Source organism: Pseudarthrobacter sp. MDT1-22 (genome assembly GCF_054511035.1).
The window spans coordinates 1-14973 of sequence record NZ_JBTNDK010000028.1 but is presented as its reverse complement, the minus strand read 5'-3'; the positions used below and the strand labels follow the sequence as shown (position 1 = coordinate 14973).

The following is a 14973-nucleotide window of genomic DNA, read 5'->3' as shown; positions in this document are numbered from 1 at the left end:
GTAGACGGGAAGACAGTATGCCGATCCGGGTAGGCGTCATCGGCGCCGGAATCATGGGTGCCGACCACATCAGGAACCTCTCCGGTACCATCGGCGGCGCCGAGGTGACCTTCGTGGCAGACCTCGACGCCGGACGTGCCGCAGCAGCTGCGCCGCCGGCCGCCCGCATCACCACGGAACCGTCGGAGCTGATCAACTCCAGCGAGGTGGACGCCGTCGTTATTGCTTCGCAAGACTCCACGCACGCCGGACTTGTGCTGGAGTGCTTCGAGGCGATGACGCCCGTGCTGTGTGAAAAGCCGCTGGCTCCCACCCTGCTGGAAAGCCGGGAGGTTGTGGCGGCCGACGCCGACATCGTCGCCGCCACCGGGGCGTCCCTGCTGTCGCTAGGCTTCATGCGGCGCTTCGACCCTGGCTACGTGGCGCTGCGCCAGTCTGTGCAGGGCCGCGCCCAGGGGGAACCGCTGATGGTCCACTGCACCAGCCGCAATGCTGCCGCCGGCCCGGGTACCACTGCCGAATCGGCCATCACCAACTCGGCCATCCACGAGCTGGACATCATTCCCTGGCTGCTGGGCTCTCCCATCACGGAAGTCTCATGGCAGGCGGGGAAGAGTTCCCGCAACGCTGAAGGCGGCCTGCAGGATCCAGCCTTCATGCTGCTCCGCACCGCCGACGGGACCCTGACCACCCTGGAGCTGTTCCTGAACGCCCAATACGGTTACACGACGCGCTGCGAAGTCGTCTCCGAACGCGGTGTCACCGGGCTGATGGACGCGGCTCTGCTGGGTGTCGAAGAGGATGGCATCCGGCGGACCGCCGTGCCCGCGGACTGGCGGCCGCGGTTTGCCGATGCTTACAGGCTGCAGCTGCAGGCGTGGATCACGGCGCTCGGCCAGGGTGATCAGCCGCCGCTGGCCGGGGCAATGGATGGCCTCCACGCCTCGCTCGTGGCGCACGCAATGATCCGCTCCATGCACGGCGACGGCGCCTACACCAAGGTCAGCTACGCGTGAGCGTCCGGAACCTGCCGGCGTCCGCCGTGCCCGCCTCCCGGGATGCCCCGGTGCTGCGCTGGGGAATCATGGGGCCCGGCTGGATTGCCGAACGGTTCACCGAGTCGGTCCAGGCGCACACGGACCAGGTGATCGCCGCCGTCGCGTCCCGCTCGCTCAGCCGCGCCAAGGCCTTCGCCGAATCCTTCGGCATTCCGACGGCCTACGGCAGCTACGAGGAGTTGACGGCCGATCCGGGCATCGACATCGTCTACGTGTGTACTCCGCACACCGGACACCACCAGGCGGCGGTCCTGGCACTCGACGCTGGCAAGCACGTGCTGATCGAGAAGCCCATCGCACTCAACGCCGTACAGGCACGGGACATCGCCGCTCGTGCCGAAGAGGCGGGCGTTTTTGCCGCCGAGGCCATGTGGAGCTTTTTCCTGCCAAAGTTCGATGTGATCCGGCAGGTCCTGGACGCCGGGACCCTGGGCGCCATCACCACGGTAGTCGCGGAATACGGTGAATACTTCGAGCCCACCCACCGCATCTTCGACCGGGAACTGGCGGGCGGCCCCCTGCTGGACCTCGGCACGTACCCGCTGGCCCTGGTCACCGAGGTCCTGGGCCGGCCCGAACGGCTGTACGCCATCGGACAGCCGCACCCGTCCGGGGTCAACGCCCAGCTCTCTGCCGTGATGCAGTTCGCCAGCGGCGCCCAGGCCGTAGTCAACACCCATGTCCACAACTTCACACCCACCGGCGCCACGATCGTAGGATCCGACGCCACGCTGACCATCGACGGACCCTTCAACATGCCGGGCGGCTTCGACATCCGCTACCAGGACGGGACCCGGGTGCGGTACGAGGAAGCGGACGGTGCGCACTTTGAGGGCCTGCACTATGAGGCCGCCGCGGTGGCGCGTGCCGTGGCCGCCGGCCGCACCCAGGCCAGCCAACGGACCCTGGCGGCCTCCATCCGCACCCTGGAGGTTGCCGATGAGATCCGCCGGCAGCTAGGCGTGGTTTTCCCCGGAGAAGCTGCCCTGCCGGGCGAAGCCGCTGCCCGACCCTGATTCATCCATCTGCATACAACTACCGAAAGGACCGGCTCATGGCCTACCTTACTCAAAACCCCGCTGGTGTTCCTGCGCCCGTCCGGATCGGGCTCATCGGCTCCGGCTGGATGGGGGCGTTCCATGCCGAAAGCATTGCCCGCCGCGTCCCCGGCGCTATCCTGGCGGCCATCGCCGACCCCAATGTGGAATCCGCGCAGGCCCTTGCCCAATCGCTGGGCACCGGAAAGGTCACGGCCGACGCCGCAGACATCCTGGCCGATCCGGAGATCGACGCCGTGGTGATCGCGAGCCCGGCCCGCTTCCATTCCGCCCTGATCACCCAGGCTGCCGCCGCGGGCAAGCACGTCTTCTGCGAGAAGCCCGCGGGCCAAGGCCTGGACGAACTCGACGCCGCGCTGGCCGCCGTTGAAAAAGCGGGGGTGCATTTCCAGATCGGCTTCAACCGACGCTACGCGGATGACTTCCAGGCCGCCAAGAAAGACCTAGCGGCCGGCATCGCCGGCCAGCCCCAGCTCCTGCGCTCACTGACCCGCGATCCGGGCAACGGAAGCATCCCGAACGCGGCCAGAGTCCCCGCGTGGACTGTCTTCCTGGAGACCCTGATCCACGACTTCGACACCCTCAACTGGTTCAACGAAGGTGCCGAGCCCGTAGAGGTCTACGCCGTGGCGGACGCCCTCGTGGAACCGGAGCTGCGCGATCAGGGCTTCCTGGACACAGCGGTGGTGACCATCCGCTACAGCAACGGCGCCATCGCCGTGGCGGAAGCAAACTTCAGCGCCCTCTATGGCTACGACATCCGCGGAGAGGTTTTCGGTTCCAAGGGCATGGTCCAGGCCGGCCGTGCCACCGAGACGGCGGCCCGGCGTTACACGGCGGAGGGACTGTCCGCGGACACCCCTCGCCTCAACGTGGAACTCTTCCGGCAGGCCTACACGGACGAACTCGCCGATTTCGCCGCCACGGTTCGTGCGCAGCGGGACGGCACACCGCCGCCGTCGGGCGCTTTCACCCTCACCCCCGGCGCCGCAGACGCCCGCCGCGCGCTGGCCATGGCGCTGGCGTGCATCGAATCGGTCAAACAGGGCGGTCCGGTGGCTGTGGCTGCTGCCCCTGTACCGGCGCTCCGTGACCACACCCGGACCGGCGTCTGATGCGGCTGGCCGTCTGCGCGGAAATGGTCTTCACGGACCTGCCGTTTGTGGAACGGGTGCAGCGGATCCACGACGCCGGATTCGACGTCGAGATGTGGGACTCCAGGGGCAAGGACCTGGCCGCGCTCAAGGCCACCGGCGCGGTGTTCTCCTCCATGACCGGGTACACCTCCGGAAGCCTCGTGGACCCCGACACGGCCGACGACGTGGTGCGGACGGCCGAGTCTCTGATTCCCACAGCCCTGGAGCTCGGCGTCAGCCGCATGGTGGTGCACTCCGCGGAGCTCATCGATGGCCAGGCGGCCCGCCCCCTCTACCGGTCCACCGGCCGCATGTGGAGCACCGGGGCGCGGACCCTGGAACGGCTGGGCAGGCTGGGCGGGAAATACGGCGTGACGTTCTGCCTGGAGAACCTCAACACGATCCTGGACCACCCCGGCATCCCGCTCGCCCGTGCCAGGGACACCCTGGCGCTCGTGGAAGCAGCCGGGCACCCCAACGTGAAGCTCATGCTGGACCTGTACCACGCACAGCTGGGGGAGGGGAACCTCATCGAGCTTGTGCGGACCGCCCTACCGCACATCGGCGAAGTCCAGGTGGCCGACGTCCCGGGGCGGTGCGAACCCGGAACCGGGGAGATCAACTACCGGGCCGTGGCCAGGGCGCTCGCCGACGCAGGCTACGAGGGGACGGTGGGTATGGAAGCCTGGGCCAGCGGTGACGACGAGGAAGCCCTGGCGGCCTTCCGGGCGGCGTTCACGGTGCAGGACGCCAGCGTCCAGATCGCCTCGGCATAGGCGTGCCGTTCAGGGGTGAGGGGCGGCGGTGCTGCCCCTCACTTCCAGCGTCGGCACCAACAGTTCGTGTGGGGGCAGCGTGCTGCCCGGCTCCAGTCGTGCGATCAGGAGTTCGGCCGCCCGCTGCCCAGCGGCAAAACTGGCCGTGTCCACTGAAGTCAGGCTGATCCGGCGCAACCGCGCCAGCGGGGTGTTGTCGTAGCCGGCCACCGAAAGATCGGCAGGAACGGCGAGCCTGCATTCCTCGGCAGCCGAGAGAACCCCAAGTGCCGCCATGTCGTTGACAGCGAACACCGCTGTGGGCCGGTCGCCACCTGACAGCAGCTCGAGGGCGGCACGGTGGCCGCCCTCTTCGCTCAGGTCTCCCGGCACCGTCCGGATGAACTCCGCCAGGCCGGCGGCCCTCATCTCAGCCTCATAGCCCCGACGGCGGGCAATCCCGACTGCGGTGGCCGGTGCCCCCACATGGGCGATGCGGCGGTGCCCCAGCGCAATCAGGTGAGCCACCGCGAGGCGCGCCCCGGCGTCGTCGTCGTTGGTCACGACGGTGACGTTGGCACCCGGGCCGGTGGGCGCTCCCAGCGCGATGGTTGGCACCTGCAAGGCTGCTGCCGTCAGGCCGGGGCTCTCCGGCATGGTCCCCACCAGCACCAGGGCCTCGATGTTCATCTCCAGAAGTTTCTTCAGCAGGGATTCGCCGCTGCGGCTGTCCAGGCGGAAGTCGCCCATCAGCATCTGCAGGCCGCGCTCGTTGAGGGTGCTGTTGAGCCCTTCCACCGCGCTGACGAACCAGGGGTTCCGCATGTCGTTGAGTACCACGCCCACGGTGCGGCTCCGCGATTCGCCGAGGGCCCGGGCGGCCGCGTTCGGCCGGTAGCCGAGTTCCAGGACAGCATGCTCGACGGCGGTGCGCTTGGCCGCGCTGACGTAGCCCGTACCACGCAGCACGAGGGACACCACCGATTTGGACACACCCGCGGCGGCGGCCACGTCCAGGATGGTGGCCGCACGTTTGCGTTCAGGGGCAGTCACAGCGTCCTCCAGTTTGTTAATACAAAGTCTTGACTCCGAATGCGGATTCACCTACTCTAGCAAGACAATGATGGAACGTTCCAACATTGTTTGTCTGCCCGGATTCCGGGGCCGCTACTGCATGCGAGGGAACTATGAAGGACGTCATTCTCGGTCTGGTCGGAGTGGGGCGCATCGGCGTGATGCACGCGAACAACATCGCCGCGCTCAACGGAGTTCTCAACCCGGAGGGCATCAACGTCAGGCTTCTGCTCACCGACGTCGCCGAGGACCACGCCAAGGGCATTGCGGCCGGCCTCGGTGCCGGCTTCCTGCCCTCGGTGGAGGACCTCATCGCCGCCGGCGTGGACGGACTCGTCATCGCCACGGGGACCGCAACCCACCCCGAACTGATCAAGGCGGGCGTGGACGCCGGAATCCCGGTCTTCTGCGAAAAACCGGTGGCCATGAACGTGGCGGACGCCCTGCCGGTGCTGGACTATATCCGCGACAACAACGGCGTGGTGCAGATCGGCCACCAGCGCCGCTTTGACCACGGCTACCTTGAGGCCAAGCGTGCCTACCAAGCGGGCGAGCTGGGCTGGATCCACTCCCTGCGCGCCGTCACCTGCGACATGGCGCCGCCGCCCGTGGAGTTCCTCGCCAGTTCCGGCGGCCTGTTCCGCGACTGCTCCGTCCACGACTTCGACATCCTCCGCTGGCTGACCGGCCGCGAGATCGTGGAGGTCTACGCCAAGGGCTCCAACAACGGAGACCCGGCCATCGGCGCAGTGGGAGACGTGGACACGGCGCTGGCACTGATCACGTTCGACGACGGCACGGTCGGTACCGTCTCAGCCACCCGCTACAACGGCGCCGGCCACGACGTCCGCCTGGAAATCCAAGGCTCCAGCCGTTCGCTGATGGTTGGGCTCGATGAGCACACGGCCATGGCGTCGGCCGAAGCCGTGATTGATTTCCCCGCCGGAGAACCCCACAGGACCTTCGCCGAACGCTTCGACCAGGCGTACCGATCCGAAATGGCCGCGTTTGTGGAGCTGATCCTGGGCCGCCGGGAGAATCCGTGCACCCCGGAGGACGCCGTGGCCGCCTCCCGCGTGGCGGACGCCGCCCAGGAATCACTGGCCACAGGCGTCCCCGTCAGGGTGGCCATCAGCCTAGCCAGGTGAGCATACCGCTGCCATGAAAAATGCCCCTCCGGAATCCGTTCCGGAGGGGCATTTTCTTGATCTCTAGCGCTTGCTCTCTAAGCGCCGAACGGCAGCCGGGGATCAATGTCCTGGCCGTCCCAGCTTTGGCGGACCCAGCCGTGGTGCGGGTCGTCGCTGATGAGCCATTCACGGACCGGGCCGGGTCCGGCCATCACGTTCAGGTAGTACAGGTCGTAGCCCGGGGCCGCCATGGCGGGGCCATGCCACCCGTAGGGGACCAGCACAACGTCGCCCGTGCGGACCTCGGCGGCAACGTCGATGGGACGCTCATCCGAGGCGTAGACGCGCTGGTAGCCGATGGCGTCGGCGTCGGCGGGTGCCCCGGATCCCGCAGCCACCTGCGTCTCGAAGTAATAGATCTCCTCGAGGTTCGTTTCGCCGTCCTTTTCCTCATCGTGCTTGTGCGGCGGGTAGGAGGACCAGTTTCCGGCGGGCGTGAGGACTTCACACACGATGAAACGGTCAGCCTCAAGGGCCGCCGGCGTGCCGAAGTTATGGACCTGGCGGGAGCAATTGCCGGCCCCGCGCAGTTCCACAGGTGTCTCCGCCGCCGTGACCAGGCGCGTGGGATAGGAGGCCTTGGCCGGAGCTGTGGCAACGGCAAACCTGCCGCCGTCCGCAGAGCTGATGGTGACGGACTTGCCGGTGCCCGAATACAGGACATCGCTGGGGCCGTGGAACACGGACGCCCGCCCCTTCAGGACATAGTCTTCACCGTCCACGGATACGGTGAAGGAGCCGTTGAGCGGGACCACTATCCGCTCCTCTTCCGCTGCCGGGAGGACGACGGCGGCACCTGCAGTTAAGGTAGCCACCTTCAGGCCCGTATGGGCCCAGCCGTCCACGGCCAGGGTTGAATCGGAGGTTCCGAGCGAGATATCCCAGTCGCCGTCGTTGGCGGTTCCCTGTGGGTAGACCCAGTTAGTCATTGATGTATTCCTTGTGCTATCGCTGTACGAGTGTCATTTCAAAGCTGTACGAATCCGCCCGGTACACGTGGTGTCCGGTTTCCACCCGTCGGCCGGCGTCGTCTGTTGCGGTGCGCTCCATGGTGACCAGGGCGGAACTGACCTCGGCCTCCAGCAGGCGCGCCTGGTAGTCGTTGGCGATCATCGCGCCGATTCTTTGCGAGGCCAGGCGGAAGTTGACGCCGCCGCGGCGGAGAATGGCGTAGAGGCCCTCAGCGGCGAGCATGGCTTCGTCCATGCTCGCGATGTCGTCCCGGACCCAGTTCTCCATCAGGGCAAGGGGCTTGCCACCCACTTTCCGCAGGCGGGTGAAGTGGTAGACCTTGGAGCCGGCAGGCAATTCGAGGGTGGCGAGCGTCGCTGCGTCGGCCTCCACGTGGGAGAAGGTCAACACCTGGGTGGTGGGCTTCTTGCCGTTATTGGAGAGGTCATCGAACAGGCTGGAGAGCTCCAGGGGGCGGCGGACCTGGCTGGAGACCACCTGGGTGCCCACGCCGCGCTTGCGGACCAGCAGCCCCGAGCGGACCAGTTCATCCATGGCTTTGCGCATGGTGGGCCGGGACAGGTTCAGCTGGGCCGCGAGATCGATTTCGTTTTCCAGCCGGCTGCCGGGTTCCAGGATTCCGCTGTGAATGGCAGCCTCGATACCCTGTACCACCTGGTGGTACAGGGGCACCGGCGAGGAGCGGTCGATGATGAGACCAAGTTGATTCGCCATTAGATATTCCTCGTTCCGTGCCGGAAGCTGGTACCCGCCCGAGGCCCGGGAGGGAATCCATGTCCTACTATGTTCGCTTGATAGGACATACTGCCTTTGTTGATAATATCAGCCGAACTTAAGCGGTCAAGGCTGCCACTGGCGGGCGCACCGCCATTCGTGCCCGTGGTCCTAGGCTGGGGGGATGAACAACCGATACCTCGTGTCCCGCGAACGCTTCATCGCTGCCCCGCCCGAAGTGATCTTTGAAGTCCTGGCCACTCCGGCGCTGCACAGTGCGATCGACGGTTCCGGCACCGTGAAGGGTGCCCAGCCGCGCGGCCCGGAACGGCTGAGCCTCGGAGCCCGCTTTGGCATGGAAATGAACATGGCCGTGGACTACAAGATCCTGAACACGGTCTCCGAATTCGAGGAAGGCCGGCACATTGCCTGGCGCCATTTCTATGGCCACATCTGGCGCTACATCCTGGAACCGGCCACCGGCGCCGACGGTACTGCCGGCACGCGCGTGACCGAACAATGGGACGCTAGGGCGGTCCGTGGGAAGTTTTTCCTTCGGCTGGCAGGTTACTTGCGCCGCCACCCCGCCAGCATCGAAAAGACCTTGGCCAATCTTGAGGCCTACGTTGCGGCCTCCGGTCGGCGCGAGGCCGGCAACACAGGCATTTCCTGAGACGCCGCTTCTTTCCTGAGACGCCGCTTCAACGGGCGGTGAGGATGGCGGGGGTCCCGGTCCGTACGGCGGCTTCTGTAATGTGGATGGCACCCGGAGTACGGGGTAAGACTAAAGGTGGGAAGCGCGATGGGCCGCAGGACACTTGTTGACGACCTTGTCGACGGCCTGCTCGAAGATATCCTGGACGGCAAACTGCAGCCCCACGTAGCCTTACCGCCCGAAGCCGACATCGCCAAAGCCTACGACGTCAGCCGCCTCACGGTGCGCGAGGCACTCAAGGCCCTGCGGGCACAGAACATCCTCTACGTTAAAGCCGGCCGCGGGACCTTCGTCAACCCGACCGACAACTGGACCGGTCTGGATGCGATCTTCAAGGCCGCTTCGCACGACAATGGGGCGGAGCAGGTAGCAGTGGGGTTGATCGAGATGCGGCGCATGGTGGAAACCGGCGCCGCTGCGCTCGCGGCCAAACGCCATACACCCGAGCATGCGCAGCAGATGCGCGAGTGCATTGCGGACATGAAGCGCTTCCATGATTCCGGCGACCTCGATGCCTTCGTGGCGGCAGACATCGCCTTCCACGACGCCGTGTTGAAGGCTTCCGGCAATCCATTTGTCCGGGCGCTGTTCGCGCAGCTGGGTCAGCTCCTATACGTAAAACGGCGTGAAACGTCCGCCGTCGAAGAGATCCAACTGCACGCCATTGAGTACCACCAAAAGGTCATGGAAAGCATCCTCAGCGGCGAGGCCGAGCTGGCCCGCCGCACCATGGACGAGCATATGGACCAGACATACCGGGACTACGAACGCTACGTGCACCACGCAGCATCCTGACGTTGCAGCCCGCACCAAGCCGGTCTTGACGTAATCCGCATCACTAATCTATGCTTTTTCTCAGTTGTTCGGTCAGATGTCTGACATCTGACTCAAATCGCATTGATCCCGGTTCCATTTGGATTGGGCCTCCCAAGATATCCGCACGGATTCCCGCCACCACCGCAGGTGCCGGACTCCGTTAGACAGAAGGTCGAAGATGACTTCACTCTCCTTAAAATCCGCAGGGCTCGGCGAGCTTGGCGAGCGTACGCTCCGCAAGGTCCGCCGCCGGGTTATGCCACTGATCGTCCTGCTCTATTTCGTTGCCTACCTTGACCGCAACAACGTGGGCTTCGCCAAGCTCACCATGAGCGAGGACATAGGCCTGAATGCCGCAGCTTACGGGCTCGGCGCCGGCATCTTCTTCCTCGGCTATGCGCTCCTCGAGGTGCCCAGCAACGCAGGCATGTACCGGTTCGGCGCACGCAAGTGGCTGGCTCGGATCCTGATTACGTGGGGCATCTTCGCCACGGCCATGTGCCTGGTGAACGGTGAAACCACCTACTACATCATCCGTTTCCTGTTGGGGGCGGCAGAGGCTGGATTCTTCCCGGCCATCCTCTTCTACCTGACGCTGTGGTTCCCCGCCGCTCAGCGCGTCACGGTACTGGGCATCTTCATCCTCGCCCAGCCCATCTCCAACGCCCTCGGCGCCCCGGTCTCCGGACTGCTGCTCCAGATGGACGGCGTCATGGGCCTGCAGGGCTGGCAGTGGCTGTACATCATCGAAGGTATCCCGGCCATCATCCTTGGCCTGCTCACCCCCATCCTCATGACCGACCGCCCGCGGGATGCCAAGTGGCTCAACCCGGACGAGCGCGAATGGCTTGCCACCACCATGGACAAAGAGTTGGCCGTCAAGTCCAGTTCCGGCAGCCACAACTTCCTATCCGGCCTCAAGGACAAGCGCACCCTGACCTACTCGGCCCTGTACTTCGGCCTGGTCTGCGGCATCTACGGACTGGGTCTCTGGATGCCCACCATCGTCGCCGCCTTGGGCAAGTTCTCCACCGCCCAGGTCGGGTTCATCGTTCTCATTCCCTACTCCGTGGCCGCAGTCTTTGTGTACTTCTGGAGCAAGCGTGCGGACAAGACCGGAAAGCGGGCCTGGCACAGTGCGGTCAGCATGGTCCTTGCCGGCATGGGCCTCCTTGCTGCAGGCTACATGCTCCCGGTCAACCCCATACTGGCCCTCATTGCCCTGACCGCCGCGGCCATGGGTATCTACGGGGCCATCGCGCCGTTCCTGTCCATGCCGTCCGCGGCGCTCACCGGGGCAGCTGCTGCTTCCGGCCTCGCCCTGATCAACTCACTGGGTAACCTCGGCGGTTTTGTGGCCCCCTACGCTGTCGGCCTGCTGAACGACGCCACGGGCAACAACCAGAGCGGCCTGCTGTTCCTGTCCTTCTGCCTCTGCGTCACGGCGGTTGCCACCTACCTTTACGCACGCAAGCGCCCCGAAGGCGATGCCGCGCTGGATCCCGCAGTTGCCGCGACTGCCGCTGTGACCCCTGATTCCACGCACGCCGCCAAAATCTCCTGATCTCGAAATCACTGAAGGAAAACCTCATGACCACCAGCAACTTCCCCTCCGAACGCACAGTTGTCCTGACCGGCGCCGCGTCGGCCCGCGGCATTGGCCGCGCCGCCGCTGACCGGATGGCCAGCGAGGGATGGTCAATCGCCATCCTCGACATCAATGCGGAGGACGCCAAGGCCGCCGCCGCGGAGATCGGCTCCAACCGTGCGGTCAAGGCCATTGGCATTGGAGCCGACGTGTCCGACGAGGCGTCCGTTGACCGGGCCATCACCGAGATCGAAGACGCTCTTCCCCCGATTGTTGCGCTCGCCAACCTCGCCGGGATCAGCTCCCCGACGACGTTCATGGAAACCACCGTGGCGGAGTGGGACAACGTCTTCGCCATCAACATGCGCGGTACGTTCATCGTTTCCCAGCGGGTCCTCAAGGGCATGATCGAGCGCAAGCTCGGGCGGATCGTGAGCATCTCGTCCATCTCCGCCCAGCGCGGCGGCGGAACGTTCTCGAAGGTGGCCTACAGCGCTACCAAAGCCGGGATCCTCGGGTTTACCCGCGCCCTGGCCCGCGAAGTCGGCGAGTTCGGCATCACGGTCAATGCGATTGCCCCCGGCCCGATCGACACCGACATCATGGGTGGAACCCTCACCGATGAGCGCAAAGCGCAGCTGTCCGAGGGCATCATGATGGGCCGCGTGGGCACCCGCGAGGAAGTGGCAGCCTTGATCGCCTTCCTGTTGGGCCAGGACTCGGGCTACATCACCGCCGCCACCTACGACATCAACGGCGGCCTCCAGGTTTCCTGACCGGGAACCAGACCCAGGCACGGGCACCCCTCCGGTTTTCCGGCGGGGGTGCCCTCGTGCCGTGCCGTGCCGTGCCGTGCCGTGCCGGAGCCTCGGCCGAAGTCTAGGCTGGCACTATGAACCCCTCCGGCGGCCTGGTCCCCAGCCCGCGGACCCTAGAGGTTGAGAGCCTGGACGCCTTCGACCGGCTGGTCGCCGCCGGCGCGGTGGCCATGCACGGCTGGCACGCCCAGTCCCTGGACCTGCGCGGCCGGAACGCGGCGCTGGAAACCCTGGACGTGGAGGGTGCCATTTTCCTGGGCTGCACTTTCGACCAGGGCGTTGAAGACGGGCTTCGTCGCCGCGGCGCACTAATCTTCCCCAGGCTGCAGGGTGTGCCGTTCGATCCCTACCGGGCCCGGCTCTATACACCGCAGGAACTGTACGCCGGCCTGGAAAACTCACCCTATGAGGAGCTGCCTGACGCCCTGGTGTACCAGTGGAGCATCCGCCCGGGGCAACGCAACCGGCTGGACGCCACACTGGCCTCGGCGCTGCATGACCACGCCATCGGCGACGCCCTGGACGAGTTCACACACTCGGACCCCTACGCCGGCCGCACCGCCGTGGGCGTGATGGGCGGGCATGCCGCCCTGCGGGGAACCCCGGACTTCGCTCAGGCAGCCGAGCTGGGCAGGCTCCTGGCGCAGAGCGGGCGGATCGTGGCAACCGGCGGCGGCCCGGGTGCCATGGAAGCGGCAAACCTCGGCGCGTATCTGAGCCGTGTTCCGCACGCCGAGTTCACGGCGGCGCTCGCCGGCCTTGGAGCCGTCCCCGGCTTCCGCCCCTCGGTGTCCGCGTGGGCACGCGAGGCGGCCGCCGTCGTCGAACGCCATCCGGGCGGAGCGCCGTCGCTGGGCATCCCCACGTGGTTCTACGGGCATGAGCCGCCGAACTACTTTGCCACCCACATCGCCAAGTACTTCGCCAACGCCATCCGGGAGGCGATCCTGCTGGAACTGTGCGACGGCGGCATCATCTTCCTGCCGGGAGCGGCCGGTACCGTGCAGGAAATTTTCCAGGACGCCTGCGAGAACTACTACAGCGCCCGCGAAGCCGTGACGCCGATGGTGCTGGTGGGACGGCAGCACTGGGAGCACGAGTATCCCGCGTGGCCCATGCTCCGGCGGCTGGCTGCCGGACGGGCCATGGAGGACCGGATCTTCCTGGTGGACAGTGTGGACGAGGCGCTCGCGGTGCTGGGCGGCTGACTATTCCGGCGTCCGGCCGTTGCTAACCCACCACGGTGCCGAAGGCCAGGCCCAGCACATAGGTTACGGCGGCGGCGCCCAGGCCGATGCCCAGCTGGCGCAGCCCGCGCGTCAGCGGCGACGTCCCGGACAGCAGGCCCACGATTCCGCCGGTCGCCAACAGCGCCAGCCCCACCAGCACCGCTGCCACCACCAGGGCGGCCACCCCGGTCAGGCCGAACAGGAACGGCAGGATAGGGACCACGGCGCCGGACGCGAAAAAGCAGAAGCTGGACAGCGCCGCCCCCCACGCGGTGCCCACGGCCTCGTGCTGGTCCTCCGCCTCCGGCACCTCGGGCTGGAGCGACAGGCTGGGATCGCAGTCGCAGCTCAGCAGCCCCATGCGTTCGGCCACGCGGTGTGCGGCCGCTTCGTGGGACATCCCGCGCGCCAGGTAGACGAGCATAAGTTCGTTGTGTTCGATGTCCAGTTTCGGGGCCGCCGCGAGGGTGATCTGGGTGGGACGCGTGGCTGCCAGGAGCTCGCGCTGGGACCGCACGGAGACAAACTCGCCCGCGGCCATGGACATGGCACCGGCGAGGAGCCCTGCCACACCGCTGAGCAGCACCACCCCGCTCGCCACTCCGGAAGCGGCCATGCCCACCACGAGCGAAAGGTTGCTGACCAGGCCATCATTGGCGCCAAAAACGGCGGCACGGAACGTCCCGGCGAGCCGGTTGCGGCCACGGGTTGCCAGGCCTCGGACCACTTCCTCATGGATCTGTTCATCCGCTGCCATGGCATCCGTGGCGTTGGGATCCAAGGCGTAGGGGGAGCGGCCTTCAGCGCGCTGGGCGAGGGCCAGAACGAAAACGGAGCCGAAGTGGCGGGCCAGGAAGCCCAGGAACTGGCTGCGGAGGGACGCCGGCCGGGATTTTTGGGCGTGGTCGCCTAGAAGCGTGAGCCAGTGGGCCTCGTGCCGTCCTTCGGCTTCGGCGAGGGCCAGCAGGATGGCACGTTCTTCGCCGTCGCGGTTCTGGGCGAGATCGCGGTAGACGGCGGCCTCTGCCCGTTCGTCCGCGAGGTACTGGCGCCACCGGCGGATGTCGGCCGGCGTGGGCTGCGGCGCGGATGGATTGGGTTCCACGGGCCGGGCTTGGCTGGGATTGGGGTGCTGAGACACGCAAGGCTCCTGTGCTGGATGGGCATGGTTCGGCCCCATTGCAACGCCCAGCTTACCGCGGAATTCCGCGGATTTTCGGCTGGCTGCCCTCAGTGCGGAGTTTAGGTTTCCCTTAAAATTCCGCGGTCTGCCGCGTGTGCCCGGACGGGTTGCGCCGGCTCTTGACCGGGCCCACCGCCGGTGCTGTGATGAAGGAGTGGCGTCCGCCCGCGCCCACCGGCGGCGCCCATCAACAAAGCACGTCAGGCGAACAAACGGAGGTCGAATCATGAGCACCACCGGACAGCACCCGGACATGCCGCACCTGGAATCTGTTGAATCGGATCCCGCTTACGACTACGCCGAGGACGTCCCCATCAGCGTGGACGACTGGGACGCCGAGGACGAATTCCTGGACGCCGACAGGGTGGTGGTTCCCACGCCCCCGGTGGCAGTCGACGCCGAGGAGCGCGTGGTTCCACTCGACGAGGACGAGTTCCGCGGAACCGAATAGAACGAACGACGGCGGCACTCCGGTTCGCGGGGAAGCGAAGGGGAATGCCGCCGTCGTACTTAACTCAGTGAAGCTGCGGGCTCAGTGGCCGCCGGTGATCGAGCCTGTTATCTCCGGTGATCGAGCCTGTCAGTAATGATTGATGTGGGGTTCGGGTTGGTCTGACTCAGAGCCTGTCTGACGCTTTGGCTGTCTTTATTTCGATGCGTCGGCCGG

At 66.4% G+C, this 14973-nt stretch carries 15 protein-coding genes; 11 read left to right on the top strand and 4 right to left on the bottom strand.

From position 1 onward, the window contains the following. The first annotated feature begins 17 nt into the window (after positions 1-17). Genes ACX80M_RS17670 through ACX80M_RS17655 form a run of 4 tightly spaced genes read left to right on the top strand, consistent with a single transcriptional unit; the run spans position 18 to position 4028 of the window. Positions 18-1016 carry a Gfo/Idh/MocA family oxidoreductase gene (locus ACX80M_RS17670; RefSeq protein WP_252599409.1) on the top strand — a complete coding sequence of 333 codons (999 nt, stop codon included), beginning with the start codon at positions 18-20 and terminating at the stop codon, positions 1014-1016. Then, complete coding sequence (locus ACX80M_RS17665; RefSeq protein ID WP_252599408.1) at positions 1013-2074, top strand: Gfo/Idh/MocA family protein; 1062 nt, start codon at positions 1013-1015, stop codon at positions 2072-2074. Before ACX80M_RS17670 ends, ACX80M_RS17665 begins: the two co-directional genes overlap by 4 nt. Positions 2075-2112: 38 nt before the next feature. Further along, positions 2113-3231: a Gfo/Idh/MocA family oxidoreductase gene (locus ACX80M_RS17660; protein WP_252599407.1), complete on the top strand. Its 1119-nt coding sequence runs from the start codon at positions 2113-2115 to the stop codon at positions 3229-3231. After that, positions 3231-4028 carry a TIM barrel protein gene (locus tag ACX80M_RS17655; RefSeq protein WP_459310086.1) on the top strand — a complete coding sequence of 266 codons (798 nt, stop codon included), beginning with the start codon at positions 3231-3233 and terminating at the stop codon, positions 4026-4028. Before ACX80M_RS17660 ends, ACX80M_RS17655 begins: the two co-directional genes overlap by 1 nt. 9 nt (positions 4029-4037) lie before the next feature. On the opposite strand, the gene ACX80M_RS17650 is transcribed toward ACX80M_RS17655, so the two are convergent. Then, a complete protein-coding gene (locus ACX80M_RS17650) occupies positions 4038-5060 on the bottom strand; it encodes a LacI family DNA-binding transcriptional regulator (protein WP_459310085.1) in 1023 nt (340 codons plus the stop codon). 134 nt (positions 5061-5194) lie between these two features. On the opposite strand from ACX80M_RS17650, the gene ACX80M_RS17645 reads away from it, so the two are divergent. Beyond that, positions 5195-6229 (top strand): Gfo/Idh/MocA family protein, encoded by a 1035-nt coding sequence (locus tag ACX80M_RS17645; protein WP_252563921.1) that lies wholly within the window; start codon positions 5195-5197, stop codon positions 6227-6229. A 77-nt stretch (positions 6230-6306) separates the two neighbouring features. Here ACX80M_RS17645 and iolB read toward each other — a convergent pair whose 3' ends face one another. Continuing rightward, positions 6307-7200 (bottom strand): 5-deoxy-glucuronate isomerase, encoded by an 894-nt coding sequence (gene iolB / locus ACX80M_RS17640; RefSeq protein ID WP_252563918.1) that lies wholly within the window; start codon positions 7198-7200, stop codon positions 6307-6309. A 16-nt stretch (positions 7201-7216) separates the two neighbouring features. After that, positions 7217-7957 carry a GntR family transcriptional regulator gene (locus ACX80M_RS17635; protein ID WP_252563916.1) on the bottom strand — a complete coding sequence of 247 codons (741 nt, stop codon included), beginning with the start codon at positions 7955-7957 and terminating at the stop codon, positions 7217-7219. 184 nt (positions 7958-8141) lie between these two features. Here ACX80M_RS17635 and ACX80M_RS17630 point away from each other — a divergent pair, with 184 nt between their 5' ends. The 5 genes from ACX80M_RS17630 to ACX80M_RS17610 all read left to right on the top strand — a co-directional run bounded on the left by ACX80M_RS17630 (position 8142) and on the right by ACX80M_RS17610 (position 13102). Next, positions 8142-8630, top strand: coding sequence for an SRPBCC family protein (locus ACX80M_RS17630; protein WP_459310084.1), 489 nt, complete (start codon positions 8142-8144; stop codon positions 8628-8630). Between the two features lie 129 nt (positions 8631-8759). Next, positions 8760-9467: a FadR/GntR family transcriptional regulator gene (locus ACX80M_RS17625; protein ID WP_104062788.1), complete on the top strand. Its 708-nt coding sequence runs from the start codon at positions 8760-8762 to the stop codon at positions 9465-9467. 199 nt (positions 9468-9666) lie between these two features. Continuing rightward, positions 9667-11052: an MFS transporter gene (locus ACX80M_RS17620; protein WP_252599404.1), complete on the top strand. Its 1386-nt coding sequence runs from the start codon at positions 9667-9669 to the stop codon at positions 11050-11052. Positions 11053-11078: 26 nt separating this feature from the next. After that, positions 11079-11852 (top strand): SDR family NAD(P)-dependent oxidoreductase, encoded by a 774-nt coding sequence (locus tag ACX80M_RS17615; RefSeq protein ID WP_252599403.1) that lies wholly within the window; start codon positions 11079-11081, stop codon positions 11850-11852. A gap of 116 nt (positions 11853-11968) precedes the next feature. Beyond that, positions 11969-13102, top strand: coding sequence for an LOG family protein (locus ACX80M_RS17610; RefSeq protein WP_252608896.1), 1134 nt, complete (start codon positions 11969-11971; stop codon positions 13100-13102). Between the two features lie 22 nt (positions 13103-13124). Here ACX80M_RS17610 and ACX80M_RS17605 read toward each other — a convergent pair whose 3' ends face one another. Then, complete coding sequence (locus ACX80M_RS17605) at positions 13125-14264, bottom strand: VIT1/CCC1 transporter family protein (protein WP_459310083.1); 1140 nt, start codon at positions 14262-14264, stop codon at positions 13125-13127. 268 nt (positions 14265-14532) lie between these two features. On the opposite strand from ACX80M_RS17605, the gene ACX80M_RS17600 reads away from it, so the two are divergent. Further along, complete coding sequence (locus ACX80M_RS17600) at positions 14533-14757, top strand: hypothetical protein (RefSeq protein WP_459310082.1); 225 nt, start codon at positions 14533-14535, stop codon at positions 14755-14757. Positions 14758-14973 lie beyond the last annotated feature (216 nt).

Coding starts and splice junctions, on each gene's coding strand:
- ACX80M_RS17670 (WP_252599409.1), top strand. CDS start 18: ATGCCGATCCGGGTAGGCGTCATCGGCGCCGGAATCATGGGTGCCGAC.
- ACX80M_RS17660 (WP_252599407.1), top strand. CDS start 2,113: ATGGCCTACCTTACTCAAAACCCCGCTGGTGTTCCTGCGCCCGTCCGG.
- ACX80M_RS17655 (WP_459310086.1), top strand. CDS start 3,231: ATGCGGCTGGCCGTCTGCGCGGAAATGGTCTTCACGGACCTGCCGTTT.
- ACX80M_RS17645 (WP_252563921.1), top strand. CDS start 5,195: ATGAAGGACGTCATTCTCGGTCTGGTCGGAGTGGGGCGCATCGGCGTG.
- iolB (WP_252563918.1), bottom strand. CDS start 7,200: ATGACTAACTGGGTCTACCCACAGGGAACCGCCAACGACGGCGACTGG.
- ACX80M_RS17635 (WP_252563916.1), bottom strand. CDS start 7,957: ATGGCGAATCAACTTGGTCTCATCATCGACCGCTCCTCGCCGGTGCCC.
- ACX80M_RS17630 (WP_459310084.1), top strand. CDS start 8,142: ATGAACAACCGATACCTCGTGTCCCGCGAACGCTTCATCGCTGCCCCG.
- ACX80M_RS17625 (WP_104062788.1), top strand. CDS start 8,760: ATGGGCCGCAGGACACTTGTTGACGACCTTGTCGACGGCCTGCTCGAA.
- ACX80M_RS17620 (WP_252599404.1), top strand. CDS start 9,667: ATGACTTCACTCTCCTTAAAATCCGCAGGGCTCGGCGAGCTTGGCGAG.
- ACX80M_RS17615 (WP_252599403.1), top strand. CDS start 11,079: ATGACCACCAGCAACTTCCCCTCCGAACGCACAGTTGTCCTGACCGGC.
- ACX80M_RS17610 (WP_252608896.1), top strand. CDS start 11,969: ATGAACCCCTCCGGCGGCCTGGTCCCCAGCCCGCGGACCCTAGAGGTT.
- ACX80M_RS17600 (WP_459310082.1), top strand. CDS start 14,533: ATGAGCACCACCGGACAGCACCCGGACATGCCGCACCTGGAATCTGTT.